This window comes from Sorangium sp. So ce295, from assembly GCF_051527405.1.
GTDB classification, from domain to species: Bacteria; Myxococcota_A; Polyangia; order Polyangiales; family Polyangiaceae; genus Sorangium; species Sorangium cellulosum_B.
Genome location: NZ_CP150324.1, coordinates 9548802 through 9566336, shown reverse-complemented (window position 1 = coordinate 9566336; position 17535 = coordinate 9548802). Strand labels below are relative to the sequence as shown.

The 17535-nt window shown below is 72.5% G+C and carries 14 protein-coding genes; 5 read left to right on the top strand and 9 right to left on the bottom strand.

The genetic code is table 11. From position 1 onward, the window contains the following. The first annotated feature begins 218 nt into the window (after window positions 1–218). On the top strand, window positions 219–557 hold the full coding sequence (locus WMF11_RS36300; protein WP_012239209.1) for an HU family DNA-binding protein: 339 nt from the start codon (window positions 219–221) through the stop codon (window positions 555–557). A 201-nt stretch (window positions 558–758) separates the two neighbouring features. Here WMF11_RS36300 and WMF11_RS36295 read toward each other — a convergent pair whose 3' ends face one another. Together WMF11_RS36295 and WMF11_RS36290 are read right to left on the bottom strand one after the other, a co-directional pair. Then, the gene (locus WMF11_RS36295) at window positions 759–1373 is read right to left on the bottom strand and encodes a hypothetical protein (protein WP_437973985.1); all 615 of its coding nucleotides are present in this window, start codon (window positions 1371–1373) and stop codon (window positions 759–761) included. A 208-nt stretch (window positions 1374–1581) separates the two neighbouring features. Beyond that, entirely contained in the window at window positions 1582–1998 is a 417-nt protein-coding gene (locus WMF11_RS36290) for a hypothetical protein (RefSeq protein WP_437973984.1), read from the bottom strand. A 136-nt stretch (window positions 1999–2134) separates the two neighbouring features. Here WMF11_RS36290 and WMF11_RS36285 point away from each other — a divergent pair, with 136 nt between their 5' ends. Continuing rightward, window positions 2135–2953: a hypothetical protein gene (locus WMF11_RS36285; RefSeq protein ID WP_437544069.1), complete on the top strand. Its 819-nt coding sequence runs from the start codon at window positions 2135–2137 to the stop codon at window positions 2951–2953. 139 nt (window positions 2954–3092) lie between these two features. Here the strand turns inward: WMF11_RS36285 and glyA are convergent, their stop codons facing one another. Both glyA and WMF11_RS36275 read right to left on the bottom strand, forming a co-directional pair. Then, window positions 3093–4364: a serine hydroxymethyltransferase gene (gene glyA, locus WMF11_RS36280; RefSeq protein WP_437903787.1), complete on the bottom strand. Its 1272-nt coding sequence runs from the start codon at window positions 4362–4364 to the stop codon at window positions 3093–3095. Beyond that, window positions 4361–5692, bottom strand: coding sequence for a dihydrolipoamide acetyltransferase family protein (locus WMF11_RS36275; protein WP_437973983.1), 1332 nt, complete (start codon window positions 5690–5692; stop codon window positions 4361–4363). Before WMF11_RS36275 ends, glyA begins: the two co-directional genes overlap by 4 nt. A 156-nt stretch (window positions 5693–5848) precedes the next feature. Between WMF11_RS36275 and WMF11_RS36270 the strand changes: the two genes are divergently transcribed. Further along, window positions 5849–7657, top strand: coding sequence for an ArnT family glycosyltransferase (locus WMF11_RS36270; RefSeq protein WP_437973982.1), 1809 nt, complete (start codon window positions 5849–5851; stop codon window positions 7655–7657). Window positions 7658–7719: 62 nt separating this feature from the next. On the opposite strand, the gene WMF11_RS36265 is transcribed toward WMF11_RS36270, so the two are convergent. After that, window positions 7720–9333 carry a hypothetical protein gene (locus WMF11_RS36265; RefSeq protein WP_437973981.1) on the bottom strand — a complete coding sequence of 538 codons (1614 nt, stop codon included), beginning with the start codon at window positions 9331–9333 and terminating at the stop codon, window positions 7720–7722. Between the two features lie 377 nt (window positions 9334–9710). Here WMF11_RS36265 and WMF11_RS36260 point away from each other — a divergent pair, with 377 nt between their 5' ends. Beyond that, window positions 9711–10757, top strand: a complete 1047-nt coding sequence (locus WMF11_RS36260; protein WP_437973980.1) for a glycosyltransferase family 4 protein — start codon at window positions 9711–9713, stop codon at window positions 10755–10757. 24 nt (window positions 10758–10781) lie between these two features. Here WMF11_RS36260 and WMF11_RS36255 read toward each other — a convergent pair whose 3' ends face one another. From WMF11_RS36255 to WMF11_RS36245, 3 genes are all read right to left on the bottom strand, one after another. After that, window positions 10782–11828 (bottom strand): hypothetical protein, encoded by a 1047-nt coding sequence (locus WMF11_RS36255; RefSeq protein ID WP_437973979.1) that lies wholly within the window; start codon window positions 11826–11828, stop codon window positions 10782–10784. A gap of 216 nt (window positions 11829–12044) precedes the next feature. Further along, window positions 12045–12644 carry a TonB family protein gene (locus WMF11_RS36250; RefSeq protein ID WP_437544055.1) on the bottom strand — a complete coding sequence of 200 codons (600 nt, stop codon included), beginning with the start codon at window positions 12642–12644 and terminating at the stop codon, window positions 12045–12047. A gap of 55 nt (window positions 12645–12699) precedes the next feature. Next, window positions 12700–15012 (bottom strand): ArnT family glycosyltransferase, encoded by a 2313-nt coding sequence (locus tag WMF11_RS36245; protein ID WP_437973978.1) that lies wholly within the window; start codon window positions 15010–15012, stop codon window positions 12700–12702. 119 nt (window positions 15013–15131) lie between these two features. Between WMF11_RS36245 and WMF11_RS36240 the strand changes: the two genes are divergently transcribed. Further along, on the top strand, window positions 15132–15914 hold the full coding sequence (locus WMF11_RS36240; RefSeq protein ID WP_437973977.1) for a Uma2 family endonuclease: 783 nt from the start codon (window positions 15132–15134) through the stop codon (window positions 15912–15914). Between the two features lie 22 nt (window positions 15915–15936). On the opposite strand, the gene WMF11_RS36235 is transcribed toward WMF11_RS36240, so the two are convergent. Continuing rightward, window positions 15937–17517: an ATP-binding protein gene (locus tag WMF11_RS36235; protein WP_437973976.1), complete on the bottom strand. Its 1581-nt coding sequence runs from the start codon at window positions 17515–17517 to the stop codon at window positions 15937–15939. Between the last annotated feature and the right edge of the window lie 18 nt (window positions 17518–17535).

The following is a 17535-nucleotide window of genomic DNA, read 5'->3' as shown; positions in this document are numbered from 1 at the left end:
CCCTCGACGGCGCCGCGCCGCCGCCCTTCCCGGCGGCGGGTTGCCCCTCTGGCGCACCGCTCCGGCGCGGTCTTTCAGGGGTCCGCGCGATGCCCCGTCTCAGAAATCGCTATTTCTCCCCGCAGTTTTGTCTTTTTTTGTCCTGTGTCGTGTGTAAGGTTCACTGAGGCTGTGCGCGGCGAGGTGTCGCGCGCGAGCTCATGTCCGAGGAGAGTGCCATGGCAAGTAAGAAGACGGCCGGGGGCGGCGCGAAGAAGACGTTGAGCAAGAGCGGCCTGATCCAGGCCATCACCGAAGCTGCCGGTGATGAGCTGAGCCGCAAGCAGGTGAAGAACGTTCTCGAGTCCCTCATCACGATCGGTCATCGCGAGCTGAAGAAGTCGGGCGTGTTCACGCTGCCCGGCTTCGCGAAGTTCCGGGTGGTCAAGCGCCCTGCGACGAAGGCGCGCCAGGGGATCAACCCGTTTACCAAGCAGCCGATGACCTTCGCCGCGAAGCCGGCGAGCAAGTCGGTCCGCGCTCGGCCGATCAAGGCCATCAAGGACGCGCTCCTGTAGTCTTACGGGATCTCCCAGCGGAGCGCAGGGCGGCCACGGCGACGTGGCCGTTCTTGCTCCATGGCCTCGGCGCGCCGTCGCCGGGGCGGCGGAAGGGCCCAGCGCGCGCGGCGGGGCGCCCTTCCGGCGCCCCGGCGACGCGCGCCGCCGCCGGGGGGCCGGGCGGCTCGATGCCGCCGCCGCCCCCGCGGCGAGGTCAGCTCACTTCTTGCGGCTGTAGGCCTGGGCCGCCACCGGTCCCGAGCCGGTACGCGCCTTGACAACCAGCTTGGCCGTCGCCGCGATGGGGAACGGCCATTGGTAGCAGCTCTGCTTGGCTCCGATGGCGGCAGTCGGCCCGGTGTCCGAGTCGACGGCGAGCACCGGTTTCAGGTTGAACGCAGCGAGCCCGGGCTGTCCTCCGGCGTTCAGGTCGAGCTCCAGCTGGACGTCCACCTCGGTGACGGTGGGGAGCGCCTGCGCCAGGAACGTGTAGCAATTGCCGGGCTGAAGCATGAAGGTCTGCCCCGAGGCCGTCTGTCCCTCGGGCACCACGTTGCAGACGGGCGCCCCTTCCGGCTGCATCTTCGGCGCTTCGCCGGCGGAGCGGCCCTGGAACATGGTCGTCATCGCGAGCGACTGGACTCCATCGCAGGGCGCCACCGTGGGCACCGCGACCGGGGCCAGGCCGGCGTCCGGGGGCGGCACGGACGCTGTCGGCTGCGGGGGCGGCGGCGTCCCGGCGTCCGGAGCGTCGTCCGCGAACTCCGACTCCTTGCTGCTGCCGCCGCAGCCCAGCGCTGCCACCGACAGCGCCAGGAGCACTGCTGAACCCAACGACCTACCCGTCACCGTCATCTGCGGCCTCCTCGCGCACAGCCCTGCCGCACGCCGCGGCCCCTCGATGGGACAACTGTGCTCGCGGCGCTCATACACCCGCCAGGGGGCGGGGGCTATGTGCGAGGCGTCTTGTGCGGCTGCGCCGGCGGCGCAAGCCTGCCGGCAAGCCGGCGCGGGCGTTCGACCTCTCGCGCCGTCGCGCCGCTCAGCCGCCGGACTCGCCCACGAACTCGCGCAGGATGCACATGCGCGCAATGAGCAGCGCCTCGGGTCGGATCGCCTGATCGAGGTACGCTGCAGAGTTCGCCTCCACCAGCGATTCGCGCAGCATTCCTTGCTCCAGGAACGTGACCGCGCGTCCGAGGTGCAGCCGCGCCCTGTCGGCCGCGAGCCCCATGCCGGCGCTCGCCAGCATTTCTCGTTCCAGGAACCACTGAGCAAACTCTCCGGGACGATCGAGCTTCGCTCGGGAGCCGTGGTCGGTCATGCCGTAGGCTACCTCACTTTTTGACCCGGGCCAGCCGCGCCTGGCCGCAATAACCCGGGAAATCATGGCAGAAGCAGCATCAATCCGTCGGATGGGCGCGATGAAAGCGAGGGCGTGCAACGTCCAAAGCGACATCCGGCGGACGGACCTGGAGCTCGGTTGAGCGGGCTTCGGGGGGCGCGTCGGGGAGCTCCCGCGAGCCACCCGTTGCGTCGCGAGCCCGTCAGTGAGATTGAACGCGGCGTTCTGCCGGAAATTCGAGGAGGTTCTTTTGCTCCGTAAGATTGGCGTCCTGCCCGCCCTGGTCCTCACCGCCGCCCTCGCTGCTGGTTGTCAACAGCGGGAGGCGTCCACGCCGCCGCCGAACTACGCGAACCAGCCCCCGCCCGGCTACTATCAGCAGCCTGGATATCAGCAGCCCGGGTACCAGCAGCCGGGGTATCAGCAGCCCGGATACCAGCAGCCGGGGTATCAGCAGCCCGGGTACCAGCAGCCGGGGTACCAGCCCGCCCCGACGCAGCCTGCCCCGACGCAGCCCGCCCCCACGCAGCCTGCTCCGACGACGACGCAGCCTGCCCCGACGGCGCAGCCTGGCGGCTTTCCCTGGCCGTTCCCGCTCCCTGGCCAGCAGACCGGCGGGCAGCAGCCGGCCCCGAGCGGCGGGAGCGGGAGCAGCTCCGGCAGCGCGTCGGCGATCGATCCGAACCTCGCCTCCGCCGCGACGATCCCGCTGAACAACCTCGCTGCGACCGAGGCGCCCGGCATGACGAAGGAGGGAGGGCCGATCGCGGGGCAGTTCAGCGCCGGACAGACCCTCGAGCAGCAGATCCAGCTGATGCCCGGCAAGTGCTACACGATCGTCGGTGTAGGCGCGGGGATCACCGAGCTCGACATCAGCCTGGTCGCGCTGACCCCGATCCCGATGGGCTCATCGGTGCTGGCGCAGGACAACTCGACCGGCGCGAACGCCGCGCTCGGCGGTCGGGGCAACTGCTACCGCTGGTCGCTCCCCGTCGGCATCAACGCCAAGTACATCGTGAAGGCCACGTCCGGCTCGGGCGTCGCCGCCGCGCAGCTCTACGTGAAGTGAAGCCGCCAGGACGCCGGGGACGCCAGGAGATCGCTCTCCCCGGCGTCCTCGGGTCTCGGCCACAAAAGCGCCGAGGACGCCAGGAGATCGCTCTCCGTGGCGTCCTCGGTCGCAGCGCCGTGGCTCGCCGCAGCGGTGGCTAGAGCCGGATGCCGGGCGCCGGGAAGCCGCGGCAGAGCTCCGCGACCTCGGCGGCGATGCGCGTGATGCGCGCCTCGTCGTTCACGTTCTGCGCCACCTCATCCATCCACGCCGCGAGGCGCTCCATCTCGGCGACGCCCATCCCGCGCGACGTCACCGCCGGCGTGCCGATGCGGAGCCCCGACGGGTCGAACGGCTTGCGCGGATCGAACGGGATCGAGTTGTAGTTCGCCACGATGCCCGCGCGATCGAGCGCCTGCGCGTACGGCTTGCCCGCGATCCCCTTCGGCGTCATGTCGATCAGCAAGAGGTGGTTGTCGGTCCCGCCGGTGATGAGCCGGAAGCCGCGCGACTCCAGCGCGCGCCCGAGCGCCTGCGCGTTCACCACGATCTGCTTCGCGTAGGCCCGGAACCCTTCCTCCGAGGCCTCCTTCGCCGCGACCGCGATGGCCGCGGTCGTGTGGTTGTGCGGACCGCCCTGGAGGCCGGGGAACACCGCCTTGTCGATCGCGCCCGCGTGCTCCTTCTTGCAGAGGATCATCGCGCCGCGCGGGCCCCGGAAGGTCTTGTGCGTCGTCGACGTCACCACGTCGGCGATGCCCACCGGCGACGGGTGCACCCCCGCGGCCACGAGCCCCGCGATGTGCGCGATGTCCGCCGCCAGGATCGCCCCCACCTCGTCGGCGATCGCCCGGAACGCGGCGAAGTCGAGCGTGCGCGGGTACGCCGTCGTCCCGCACCAGATGAGCTTCGGCCGGTGGGCGCGCGCCAGGTCGCGGACCTGATCCAGGTCGATGCGGTGATCGCTCTCGCGAACCCCGTACGGCACGCTCTTGAAGTACTTCCCGGTGATGCTCACCGACCAGCCGTGGGTCAGGTGCCCGCCCGCGGGCAGGCCGAGGCCCATGATCGTGTCGTTCGCCTGCGCGAACGCGAGGTAGACGGCGAGGTTGGCCGGGCTGCCGGAGTAGGGCTGCACGTTCACGTGGTCGGCCCCGAACAGCTTGGCCACCCGCGTCCGCGCGAGCTCCTCCACCACGTCGATCTGCTGCTGACCCTCGTAATACCGCTTGTGCGGGTACCCCTCGGAGTACTTGTTCGTCAGCACCGAGCCCGTCGCCTCGAGCACCGCCCGAGACACGTAGTTCTCGCTCGCGATGAGCCGGAGCGTGTCCGCTTCCCGCCGCTCTTCCAGGCGGATCAGCTCGGCGATCTCCGGATCGACCTCGTTGAGCGCCCGCAGGCCCTGCACTTCGCTTGTCGCGCTCATACCTCGAACTCCCCGCGTGTGAGGATGTCGGTGACGCGCCACAGGAACGAGTTCGCCAGCACCCCGTCGATGATGCGGTGGTCGTACGACAGCGCGAGGAACATGACCGGATGGATCGCGATCGAGTCCTCCTTGTCCTTCGTGACCACCACGACGCGCTTCTTGATCTCCCCCATCCGGAGGATGCCCACGTTCGGCTGCGAGATGATCGCGCCGCCGAAGAGGTTCCCCTTGAGGCCGGGGTTCGAGACCGTGAAGGTCGTGTTCGCGAGATCGTCGGCCGTGATCTTGCCGGATTTCGCGCGCCCGGCCAGCTCGTCGATGCTCTTCGCGACGCCCCGCAGCGACAGCTCGTCCGCGTGCTTGATGCTCGGGACGATGAGGCCGCCGGGCGTGTCCACCGCCACGCCGAGGTTGACGTCGCGCAGCACCACGTACGAGTTCTCGAGCACTCGAGCGTTGAACTCCGGGTGCTCGCGCAGCGCGCGGACGGCCGCGGCGCAGATGAAGGACAGGAACGTCAGCGACACGCCCGCCCGCTTGAACTCGTCCTTGTGGAGGTCGCGCAGCTTCGACGTCTCGTGCAGGTCGACCTCGGCGACCGTCACCACGTGCGGCGACGTCACCTTGGAATAGACCATGTGGTCGGCGGTGATGCGGCGGCGCCGGCTGAAGGGCACCACCTTGTCGCCGGGCTTCGGCGAGTACGGCGGCACCTTGTACGCGCCGTACCCGACGCCGGGCACCGGCGGCACGAACCCGCCGCTCGCCTGGATGAGCTGCGAGAGCTCCGCCGCCGCGCTCGCCGGCTGGGCCGCCGCGCTCGGCTGAGGCGCCGGCTCGGCCGGCGCGCCGTGCGCCGCGCGCATCACGTCGTCGCGGGTGATCCGGCCGTGATCGCCTGTCCCGTGCACGTCGCGCAGGTCGACGCCCGACTCGCGCGCGAGCTTCTTCGTCGACGGGCTCGTCAGGGGGCGGGCGCTCTCGTCGTGTCCGTTGCTGCCGGGCGCCGGCGCGGCGGGCCGCGCTTCGGACGGCGCCGACGCCGGCGGCGCGCTCGCGCGCTGGGCCGTCGCCTGGGCCTCGCCCTGCGCCGTCTCGTCGATCCGACAGAGCAGACCTTCCTTGGCGACGACGGTGCCCTCGGCCACCGCGATCTGCGCGACACGACCCGCGACGGGCGCCGGGATCTCCGTGTCGGCCTTGTCGGTCGCGACCTCGAGCAGCGGCTGCTCGCGCTTGACGAAATCGCCCTCGCGCACGAGCCACCTCGAGACGGTTCCCTCGACCACGCTCTCACCGAGCTGTGGCATGCGGACTTCGACCATCGCTTCTCGCGCCTCCAACGCGCGCCGCCGTGAGCGCCCGTTTCACCTCTCCGGGCAAGGCGGCAGGGTCGTATACGCCGCCCGCCCTTCGAGGGCAACGACACAGTGTTCGTCCGGTGTGTATCCTTTTTGGGCCCCAGCCGGTACAAGGGCCCCGTGCGTGACGCCGCGCCGGATGCGACCGCAGCCCCCGCCCCCCTGGCCCCCTCGAGCCAGAGCGGGCGCGAGCCCCTCGCCGCCGGGCCGCCGCGCGTCGTGGGGGCGCGGGCGATCCGGGCGGCCTCGCTCGTCGTCATCGCGTTCCTGCTGCTGCAGGTGCTGACCTACGGCTACGGCCGCGATCAGGGCATCTACGCCATGGTCGCGCGTACGGTGCTCGACGGCGGCATGCCTTACCGCGACGCGTTCGACTTCAAGCCGCCCGGCATCTTCCTCATCTACGCGCTCGCCCGTGCCCTCTTCGGCCCCGCGCAGTGGGGCATCCGCGTCCTCGAGGTCCTCGGCCTGGCCGGCATGTGCCTCGCGATGGCGTCGCTCGCCGCCCGCCTCTTCGGCGACCGGCGGATCGGGGTCGTCGCCGCGGCGCTCGCCGTGCTGGTGCACGCCCAGCTCGATTTCTGGCACACGGCGCAGCCCGAGTCGTTCGGCGGCATGCTCACCATCGCCGCGCTGCTCGTGGCCACGCCGCGCGGCCGCGACGGCGCGCCCCGCCCGGCGCCGCGCGGCGCCGCGCTGGTCGTGTCGGGCGCGCTCTTCGGCGCCGCCGGCCTCCTCAAGCCGCCCCTCGCCGGGGGCGGCATCGTGCTCGCCGTCGCGCTGGCCGCGCCCGCCCTCGCCGAGCTCGCGCGGCGCGGCGCGGAGCGGGCCGCCGTCCAGCGCCGGAGCGACGCCGGTCCGACCGCGCTCCACGGCGAGCCGGCGCGCCCTGCGCCGCCTGCGTCCGGGCCGGTCCGAACGACGGCGGCCGCGCTCCTCTGGGCGGCGCTCCGGCCCGCCTTGCTCATCGCGCTGGGCGGCGTGCTCCCCGTGCTCGCCTGCGCCGCCTGGTTCGCCCTGAGGGGCGCGCTCGGCGATCTGCGGGAGGTCCTCTTCGTCTTCACGCCGCACTACACCGCGCTCGGGTGGCGCGGCGCGAGCGTGCTCGGCATGGCGTGGTACGGCGCCTGCGAGTGGCTCGTCCACTACTCCGGCCCGCTCGCGTTCGGCCTCGCTTGCCTGGTCGCGCTGCACCCCGAACGCCACGAGCGGGCGGGCGTGGCGCTGCTCTCGGGCGTGATCGCCATGCACCTCGTCGGCGTCGTGATGCAGGCGAAGTTCTTCCCCTACCACTACGGCGCGACGTGGCCGCTCACCGCGATGCTCGCCGCGCTCGGCCTCTGGAAGGCGTGGCAGCGGTGCACGCGGTCCGGCGCGAAGGCGGCCGCGGCGGCGCTCCTCGCGGCGCTCGTCGCGACCGCCTTCGCCCGCTCCGCGACGAAGGACGTGGCCGACGACTACATCGAGCGCTGCGCCAAGCGGATCGCCGTGCTCGCCACCGGCGCGAGGGACCAGGCGCGCCTCGATCGCCTCGCGTCGGTCGCCGACGTCAACGCCGCGGCGAACCGGGAGGTCGCCGCGTGGCTGCGCGAGCGCGTCGCGCCGGGGCGCCCCGTGTTCGTGTGGGGCTTCGAGCCGGTGATCTACGATCTCGCCGATCGCCCGCCGGCGACGCGCTACCTCTACAACGTCCCGCAGCGCGCGGCGTGGGCCCGGCAGGAGGCGCGCGACGCGCTGATGCGCGACCTCGCCGCGAGCCCGCCGGCCGCGATCGTGGTCGAGCGCCACGACGTCTTCCCCTCGGTGACCGGCGACGTGATCGACTCGCGCGACACGCTGAACGGGTTCCCCGAGCTCGCGGGGCTCATCGAGCAGCGCTACGAGCTCGCCGTGAGCATCGAGGATTTCGACATCCACCTCGAGCGCTGAGCCCCGGAGCCCAGCGCCAGGCGGCGGCGGCGGCGCGGCGCGCTGCCAGCTGCGCCGCGCCTTCAGGGGCAGGGGAGGGTGTTGGGCCTGCGCGGGGTGGGCGCCGCCGCCCCGAAGCGGCGGCCGTCGCGGAGGCCATCGGCGCAGCGCTGGATCGACTGCGTCTGCGACAGCGCGGAGGTCGCGCCCTCGCTGACCTGGACGCGCCCAGGAGCGCTGGAGATCAGGGCGTTCAAGAGCTGCGCGTCCGGCTCGGCCGCCGGTCCGTAGACGAGCGCGTCGATGAGGCGCGCCGCCGTGGCCGGCGTGGACGTGGGGAACTCCGCGGGCAGCCCCTGGTACAAGGCGACGGCGTCCGGGCCGTTCTGCAGGATGTTGGTCGGGAAGACGAGGGCGGGCGTCGGTTCGACGCCGCTGTTGCCGACGAGCAGGAGCCCGCCCCCGTCCGTCGTGCCGTCGAGCGCGATCGCGCGGTAGGAGCCGTCGGTGGCCCCGTTGAAGAGCACGAGCGTGTAACCGGCGAGGCTCACGTACCGCCAGCCCGTGCTGATCTCGATGAACTCGAGCACGTCAGCGCTGTCCGCCGTGTCGGCGTCGACCTCGTTGATCTGGAGCTGGATCACCGTCACCGGGAACGACGTCCACCGCGCCCCCGGCCGGTTCACGACGATGTCCCCCGGGCCGATCGGCGTCGCGTCCGAGAGCGCGGGGATCGTGATCTGCGTGTCGGAGTCGATCGTGAAGGGCTGCGCCGCGAAGCCCACGGTCACCCCCGTCGCCCCGGTGAAGCCCGAGCCGGTGAGCACGAGCGCGCCGCCGACGGCGATGACCGGATAATCGACGGAGGTCACCCTGGCCGGCGCCCCGCACGCAGGGCAAGAGCTGCCGCCGCAGTCGATGCCGCCCTCGTCGCCGTTGTGCAGGCCGTCCTCGCACGAGGCGACCTGGCAGACGTAGTCGATGCAGACCTCGGTCGGGCAGTCCGAGTCGACGAGGCACTGCACGCAGACCCCGGCTGGGTTGCACAGCCCGCCGTCGGCCAGGGAGCACCAGGTGCCGGCCTCGACCGGGTCGTTGATCGGCGCGCCATCGCGGCAGGAGTCGACCGTGCACGAGCTGTGGTCGTCGCGCAGATCGTCGTCGTCGTCGACCTCCGTGACCGCGCCGTCACCGTCGCAGACGCGCTCGCGACAGTCGCCGGCCATCTGCTCCTTCACGGGCGTCCCCGAGGCCACGGGCACGGTCGTGCATCCACCGTCGATGCACCTCGCGATCGCGCACTCGCTGTCAGGCGCGGGGCAGTCGGCGTCGCCGGTGCACGGGACGCTGCCGCCGCCGCCGCCGCCGCCGGAGCCGTCGATGCCGCCCGCTCCGCCGTCCCCGCCGGCTCCAGCGTCGCCTCCGTTGCCGCCGTTGCCATCGACTCCGCCGGCGCCACCGTCGCTCCCGCCGTTGCCACCCCCGGAGCCACCATCGCCACCGCCGGAGCCACCATCGCCACCGCCGGAGCCACCGCCGCCGTCGCTGCTCCCGCCGCCGCCGTCATTGCCGCCGGAGCCACCGCCGCCGCCCGTTCCTCCCTGTCCGCCGCCCCCTCCCGTGTCCTCATTGATGAGGCCGCGATCGGGCATCGTGGCCATCTGGCAGCCCGCGGTGGCCACCAGCGAAATGCTCAACGCGAGCGCGGATCCGTAACGATTCGATCTCGAAGTCATTGACCACCTGTGTGCAGATTGGCAGGGGCGCTCGGGCTCTCGACGCTTCCCGCGCTGCCCCGCGCGCAGGAGCGAGCGGGAGGGCGCATCCTAGACGCACGGGAGGCCTGAAGAAAGCGCCGCACCGCCGCGCGCCGGTCCGGATCGCGCTGACTTGGCGGGCGCCGCGCTGCGTCTGCTGCGCAGCAGCTGTCCTCGCGCGCTCCCTCGGCCGGGCAGGTGGGGAGCAGCCCGCTGGCATGCTCGTTGATGGGTCTCGAGCGTGGGGTTGCGCTCCGCTGCGAGCGGGGGCGAGCATGGCGCCCCGGTCGCGGCGCGGCGACCGAGGAGCAAAGAGCATGCGGATCGCGATCGTTTCCACCCCGTTCATCCGGGTGCCTCCCTCCGGGTACGGCGGGACCGAGCTCTTCTGTCACGAGCTGGCCGAGGGGCTGTCGGCGCGTGGACACGAGGTCACGCTCTTCGCGACGGGAGATTCGGTGGTCACCTGCCGTCGCCGGTACCTCTACGGGAGCCCGAGCTGGCCTCCGGCGCCGGAGGACGAGGTCAACCACGTCGCCTGGGCCTTCTCGGAGATCGCGCGCGAGGACGGGTTCGACGTGATCCACGTGAACAGCCCGATCGCCGTCCCGTTCACCCGCTTCGTCTGCGTCCCGGTGGTGCACACCCTGCACCACGCGCCCTGCGGCGAGAGCTCGCGCATCTACGCGCGCCACCCGGAGGTCGCGTACGTGGCGATCAGCGCGCGGCAGCGCGCCCTGGAGATCCCGCTGCCGCGCTCGTGCGTCATCCATCACGGCGTCACGCCGGCGCGTTATCCGCCGAGCCTGAGCGACGAGGGCTACCTCGCCCACCTGGGTCGTTACGCCGAGGAGAAGGGGACCCACCTGGCGCTCGACATCGCGAGGGCCGCGGGCCTGCCGATCAAGCTCGCGGGCCGCGCGCACCCCAAGGACCAGATCTATTATCTCCAGGAGGTCGCCCCGCGCCTCCGGGAGAGCGGGAGTTCGGACCTCGGGGAGATGGGCCACGACCGCAAGGTCGCGCTCCTGCGCGGGGCCCGCGCCGTCCTCTGCCCGCTCCAGTGGGAGGAGCCGTTCGGGCTGATCGCCATCGAGGCCATGCTCTGCGGCACCCCGGTGCTCGGCTTTCGCCGCGGCTCCTTCCCCGAGATCGTCGACGAGGGCGTCACCGGCTACCTGGCGCCGCCGGGCGATCTGTCGCGCCTCGCCGCGCTCGCGGCGGGCCTGGCCCGCTTCGATCGCGCCGCCTGCGCGCGCCGCGCGCGCGAGCGCTTCAGCAGCGCCGTGATGTTGGGCAAATACGAGGAGCTCTACCGGACCGTGACCGGCCCGCGGCGCGCCGAGGGCTCCCGGGCGGCGTGATCGCCGCGCGGGAGGTCGAGGGGCTCAGTTGACCTGCGGTGGGATGGCCACCTGGCACTCGTTGGCTGGCGTCATCCATTTGATGGCGTTCAGCCAGAAGCGCTCGACCTGATACTCGGGATGATCGACCCACTCGCTGTTGTAGGTGATCCACTCGTCGCCCCAGACGAGGACCCGGCCCTCGCCGACCTCCAGCGCCTTCAGCACGTCGTAGCCGTCGCCGGTCGCCAGCGTGGCGCCCTCGCCGACCACCGGGTAGCCGGTGTCCACGCCGACAGCCTCGATCCCGTCGAGCACCGGATGCCCTCCGCTCCACTCCGTGATGGGGACCGTGGCGCCGCCTCGCCTCGGGAGGATCTGCTCTGCGTCGTAGCTGACGCCGAGCGGAGCGAGCAGCGTGTTGACGTTCTCGCGCTCCCGGGTCTGGCCGTACCCGATCAACGTCATGAGGCCGCCGCCCTTCGAGATCCAGTCGCGGAGCGCCTCGACCTCGGCGTCCGAGTACGTGCGCCCGATGTCGCTCACGTCCTGGATGACGATGACCTGGTGCTTCGCGAGCTCCTCCGCGGTGAGCTCGGCGCCGTTCAGGCCGAAGGCACCGTTGATGCTGCGCTCGTTCAACCAGGACTCGAAGACGTCGCCGTCGCCCCACTGGCCCGGCTCGCCCAGCGTGGCGATGCGGAGGCAGTCGCAGATGCCGTCGCCGGCGACGTCGACATCGTCGACGATGCCATTTCCGTCGTTGTCCAGGCCATCGCAGGCGTCCTCGCTGCTGGGCGCGCCGCTCCCCGAGCTGCTGTTGCCGCTGCCGGCGCCCGTGGTCAGGCTGCCGAAGTCGTCTCCGCCGCTGCTCGCGGCCACGCCGCCGAGGTCGTCTCCGCCGCTGCCCGTGCTGCCCGCGCTGCCCACGCTCCCCGAGCTCCCCGTCGTGCCATTGCTGTTCCCGGCGTTGCTGGGGTCGCCAACGCTGGAGCACGCGGCCGCTTGCAGCGCCGCAGCGATGCACGCGACCCGCAGCAGATGTCCGACCGGAACCCGACCGAAGGACGACAGGCGAGATCTCGAGTTCATGGCTCTCTCCAAGAAGTTAGGCGTTGATGGCGGCGGACCCTGGCGAGCCGCCGAAAGCACCGGAGCGAGGCGTCATGGTGTCTTCCGGGCGGGGTTTTGCGCAACGCGAAATAGCGGTTCTCATGACAAACAGTGGGGTCGACCGTGCGGGCCATGCCTCGTGGTGTGACGTCGCACCGTGAAGCGCTGTAAATTTCAAGCCCGACGCGGTCTTCCTCAGGGTTGCACGAGCTCGACGCCGCTGAACTCGATGGGAAAGGTGATGACGGTCGTCACCCCGCCTTGCGGCGAGGGGAACTGCATCTTCTCGAAGGTATCGGCCACGCAGCGATCGACCTGCTGATTCTTCGCCGTCGACCTCACCACGTCAGCCCTGTTCACCCTGCCGGTCGGACCGATGGTCGCCTTGACGGTCACCTTCCCCGTGAACTTCGGCGAGCTCTTGACGCCGATCTTGTAGCACTCGTCGAACAGCTCGCCGTGCTTCTCCACGACGTCGCGGACCTGCGATTCGGAGATGTTGCCCCCCAGCGTGCCGGTCGCGGTGGCCGCGCCGGGCCTCACGTTGCCGTCCGGTCTCGAGGTGGCCCGCGGCGGGGGCGCCTCGACCGGCGTCGCCGCCGCGGGGGCCTGCGCGTCCGGCGGGGGCGCCGCGGGCTTCGGCTCCGGGGGGGCCGAGGTCGTCGGCTCCGGGGACGCCGAGCCGGTCGGCCCCTCCGACGCGGGCTGCGCCGGCGACTGGGCGGCTGGCGGCGGGGCGCCGCAGCCCGCCGCGAGCGCGAGGATCAGAACCAACCCTGTTCGGCGAGAGCTCATGCCCGAAGGTAAAACCCGAACGCGGGGCCGTGTCCACGGGGATAGCGGCGCTCGCTCAGCGCAGCCGCAGGACCTCGACCTCCGACGCGCCGCCGCGATCCACGAGCTTCGGCGCGCGGCCGCGCTCGCGCGCCGTCATGGACGCCCAGAACACCTCCGTCCCTGGCCGCTTCCGGATCGGCACCGGATCGGCATAGAGGAAGCCCGTCCTCCAGCGCTGCGGCGAGATCGCGGTCGGCGGTCCGACCTCGCGGACGACCGGGTCCGCCATCGTCGTGGACAGCGGGGCGCGCTCGACGACCCGGGAGCGCACCGCGAGCACCACGTCGCTCGCCGCCGGGCCCCCCGCGCGCACGAAGATCGTGAGGAGCGAGCTGGCGCCCTCGTGGAACGTCGTCCCGAGCAGCTCCGTGCCGTCGTCGAACCGCGCCCCGATCGGCGCGAGCGCGGCGCGGATCTCCGCGAAGAGCGCCGCCGCGCGCGCGCCGTCGCCCGCGCCGAGCGCCATGTTGTGCGCGATCCGCTTCTGCTCCAGCGTCTCCGGCGGCGCGGCCGGCGGCTCCGCCGGCTGTCCGAAGTGCGCGCGGAGCTCCCACGTGAGGAACGGATCCGGCACGATCTCGCGCTCGGGCTCGGTGCCCGAGACGAGGTACCAGGCGAGGAGCCCCGGCTCTCGCTCGCGGAACGAGAACGCCTCGATGCCGCTCGCGCCGCTTGCCGAGAGCGTGCGCGCCCCGTCGCCCGCGCCGAGCGCCCAGAACGGGCCCACCGCCGTCACGTCGAAGCGCTGCGCGAGGCTCGCCTGATCCCGGTCGAGCATGAACCGCGTGTCCACGAGGTAGGCGCCGCGCGGCGGCGCTTCCTTCGGCGGGGGTCGGCTCGGCGTCACGACGCGCCCGCCGAGCGCCCAGACCTGGGCCCAGGTGGCCTTCATGCTCTCGTGCATCGCGACGGGCGCGTCGGTCGGCGTCCCCGGCAGCCTCGGCGCGAGCCACCGCAGGAACGCCGTCTTCGCCCCGTCGGAGTCGATGAGGTGCCCCCGCTCGTTGAAGCGCCCGCCTGTCTCGCGCGCGTAACGCAGCGCCGGGAGCCCGTCGCGCAGGATGGCGGCGAGCGGCACGAGCCACAGCGCGAGCGCCGCGAGCGCCGGCCCGCCCGACGGCGCGTCGAGCGCCGGCCCGCCCGACGGCGTCGCGACCCGGGCGGCCTGCCGCGCGCCTGCGGCGCGCTCCAGGAGCGCCGCGCCGGTGTCGACGAGGGCGGCGGCGGCGAGGGCGAAGTAGGCAGCGAAGTAGTGCGGCCAGAAGATGTGGATGTCGGCGCCTTGCCGGAAGACGACGTACTGCACCGCCGCGGTCGCGAGGTAGAGCAGCGGCAGCGCGTCGTGCTCGCGCCGGAGCAGGGCGAGCCGCGCCGCGCAGACGATCGCGGCGATCTTCCCGGCGGCGATGGCGATCGGCGTGAACGAGAGCTCGATCCAGTACCGCCGGCTCTCGAGCACCTTGCCGAGCGGCTCGGCGTTCCCCGAGGAGCGGAGCCCGTAGCTCGTCAGCAGGTCGCCGAGCTTGCCGGCATGCTGGAAGAGGGCCAGGTAGAGCGCGGCCGTCAGCGCGGCGATCGAGGCGGTGAGCACCCACCACGCGGCGTAGCGCCGCTCGGGGAGCGGGCCGAAGACGCGCCTCGGGAGCAGGTAGGCCCGGATCGCGCCGAACGCGAGCAGCCCGCCCGTCAGCACGAACGCGGGCCAGTCGGCGTGCATCCCGAGCGCGAGCCCGAGCGCGCTCACCGCGAGGTAGCGGCGCCTGGATGTCTGTAACAGGCGGACGTAGCCGAAGAGCCCGAGCAGCGTCCAGGCCATGACCGGGACCTCGAGCGCGTTGAAGTTCGCGAACGACAGCGTGATCGGCAGGACGACGAACGACGCCGCCGCGGCGGCCCCTGCGGCGGGGCGGTAGACGCTCCGGCCGAGGGCGTAGAGCAGGGGCGGCGTCGCGGCGCTCAGCAGGACGGCGGGCAGGCGGCAGATGACGTCGTGCCGCCCGAGGACCTTCATGAACGCGGCCGTCGTCCAGAAGATCCCCCACGGGTGGTGGCAGTAGTACATCCCGGGCGCTGGCCGGCTCGCCGTGTACTCCCACACGGGTCCGGGGATCTTCCAGCGGAGCATGTTCTCCGCGATGATCCCGACGCTCGCCGACGACGCGTAATGTCCGGCGAGGACGGGTCCGAACATCTCCCACGCCGCCGCGAGCGCGAACCACGCCGTGGCGAGCGCGGTGACCGCGAGCGCCGCGCGGGCCTCGCGGCGGGACGCGGCGGGGAGGCCGCGCAGGTCGGTCGGATGGGGGGCTAGGCGCGGGGGCAGCAACGTGGGCGCAGCCTATCTCGTCGGCGGCGCCGCGCGGGCAGGTGCAGCGCCGAGGAGCGGGCGCCGCGCGCCGCAGCGGCGCGGGTCGATGCGCGCGCCCCGGTCGGGTAGGATGGGGCATGTCGACCGAGGCGCACAGGCAGGTCCATCGGCGGGCGCACCGTGACGGCAAGGAGCGTGATCCGACGTTCTATCCCGTGGAGAAGAAGATGGGGGAGGACTCCCTTCAGACGTGGATCGTGGAGCTCCTCCGTCCTCTCATCGAGCGCTGGTACGAGGCGCTCGGCCGGCCGAGGTTCGTGGGGGCGGACCAGTTCATCTATTATCGGCAGTTCGACCCTTCCAAGGTCGTGGCCCCGGACGTCTACGTGCTCCCTGGCGTGCCGCCGGGCCGGCGCGTGCGGAGCTGGAAGGTGTGGGAGACGGGCATCGCCCCGAGCTTCGCGCTCGAGGTCGTCTCGTCCGACGAGCCTTACAAGGACTACGTGGACGCGCCCGAGCGCTACAGGGAGCTCGGGGTGAAGGAGCTCGTGATCTTCGATCCCGACTGGGAGCGCGGCCGCGATCGGGTCCGATGGCAGCGCTACCGGAGGCTGAAGACGCGCGGCTTCGTCCGGGTGGAGACGACGAACGTCGACCGGATCCACGCGCGCGTGCTCGGCTGCTGGCTGCGGGTGATCGGCGCGGGCGAGGGGGCGCGCCTCCGGCTGGCCACGGGGCCCGAGGGCGAGGAGCTCTTCCCGACCGCCGCGGAGGCAGAGCGCGCGGCGAAGGAGGCGGAGCGCGCGGCGAAGGAGGCGGAGCGCGCCGCGAAGGAGGCTGCGCTGGAGCGCGTGGCGGCGCTCGAGGCCCAGATCGCGAGCGCCGCGGGTGCGAGGGGCAAGGGACCCGGGGCGCCGTGAGCCTCGCGCGGCCCGCGGCCGTTCAGGCCCGGAGCAGCGTCACCCGCCGGCCCGCCGGCGTCCGGGCCTCCTCGATCCGCGTGCGCGCCTCGACGTCCCCCGCCGCGGCGCGGCGGTCGAACAGCACGAGCACGCCCTCGTCGAGGCCGAGCTGGGCGAGGTAGCCGTCGAGCTGCGCGAGCCCCTTCGGCGTGGGATCCTTCTCTCCCTCGCGCCAGACCTTGAGCGCCAGCGCAGCGCGCTGCACGGCGCGTGACCCGTCCGGCGCGCGGTGGGGCCACCGGATCAGGAGGTCGATCCTCCCCCGGCCGAGCCCGTACTCCCGCTCGATCAGCCCGCCGCCGTTCACCACCCGCTGCAGGAAGGCCATCAGCACGAGCTGCGGCGCGACCTCGTGGTAGCCGAGGTTGCCGGAGAGCGCCTCGCCGTGTTCCCTCCAGAAGGCGGCGAACTCCCGGAGCAGGCGCGCGACGTCGAGCTGGCCGTCGGGCAGCACGAAGCTCCTCGGCTCGGCCAGGATGACGGGCTCCACGTCGCCGGCGAGCACGCGGGCGATGACCTCGCGGTAGATCGGGTTCGCGATGCGCGCGGGGTTGTTCGGCGCGATGAGCCCGAGATCGCGGGCGTACTGGAGATCGTCCTGGTAGGCGTCGCCGACGATCGCGAGCGTGCCCGAGAGGATCGGCTCGATCACGCGCCGGACGCGCGGCTCGTGCAGGCGGGCGACGAGCGAGTCGAGGTGGGTGGCGCGCGCCAGGATGAGGCGCTCCTTGGCCGTCTCGACGTGCGCCGCGGTGATCGGCTCGCTCGCTGGCACCGCGAGCTTTTCCACGATCTCTCGGGCGAGCGCGTTGACCAGCCATGGCTGCCCGGCCGTGAGCACGATGGCCCGCTCGACCGCTTCTTCAGCAAAGACCTGGCCGGTGTCGGCCGTGTGTTGGGCGTAGAGCTCGCGCACCTCGTCAGGGTCGAAATCGCCGAGCTTGAGGGACTCGAGCTTGACGTTGAACGGGCTGGCCGTGCCGAGGCGGCCCGGGTCGCCGCCGCTCGCCGCCTTGTACTCGCGCACGTCGCGCAGCCCGCAGAGCACCACCGCGGCGGGAAAGTCGGCGGGGCGATCGGGAAAGCCGGCGCGCAGCTGGCGCAGCACGCTGAGGAGGCTCTGGCCTCGCAGGGCGTCGATCTCGTCGAAGAGCAGCGCCAGCGGCCGCGGGCAGGCGCGGGCCCAGGCGCGCAGCGCGATCTCGACGCGGTTGCCCTCCGGGGCGTCGGGGAAGGCAGGCGGATGCAGCGCGGGGGGAAGGGTGAGCTCGGCGCGTGCCCGGAGCGAGCTGAGCAGGATGCGCTCGGCCGCGCCATAGTCGTCGCCTGCCGCCTCGCCCGCCTCGCAGGAGAAGTGCAGCGCCGCCCAGCGGCCGGAGGCGGTGAGCTGATCGGCGAGCGCGCGGAGCGCCGTGGTCTTCCCCGTTTGCCGTGGCGCGTGGACCACGAAATAGGCGCCTTGCTCCACCAGGCCGGGCGCCTCGGGCAGGCGCCGTTCGGCCGGGATCATGTAGTGCAGATCGGGGCGGCAGGGGCCGGCCGTGTTGAAGCGGCGTGCCATGTGCGCAGCTTGCGTCCC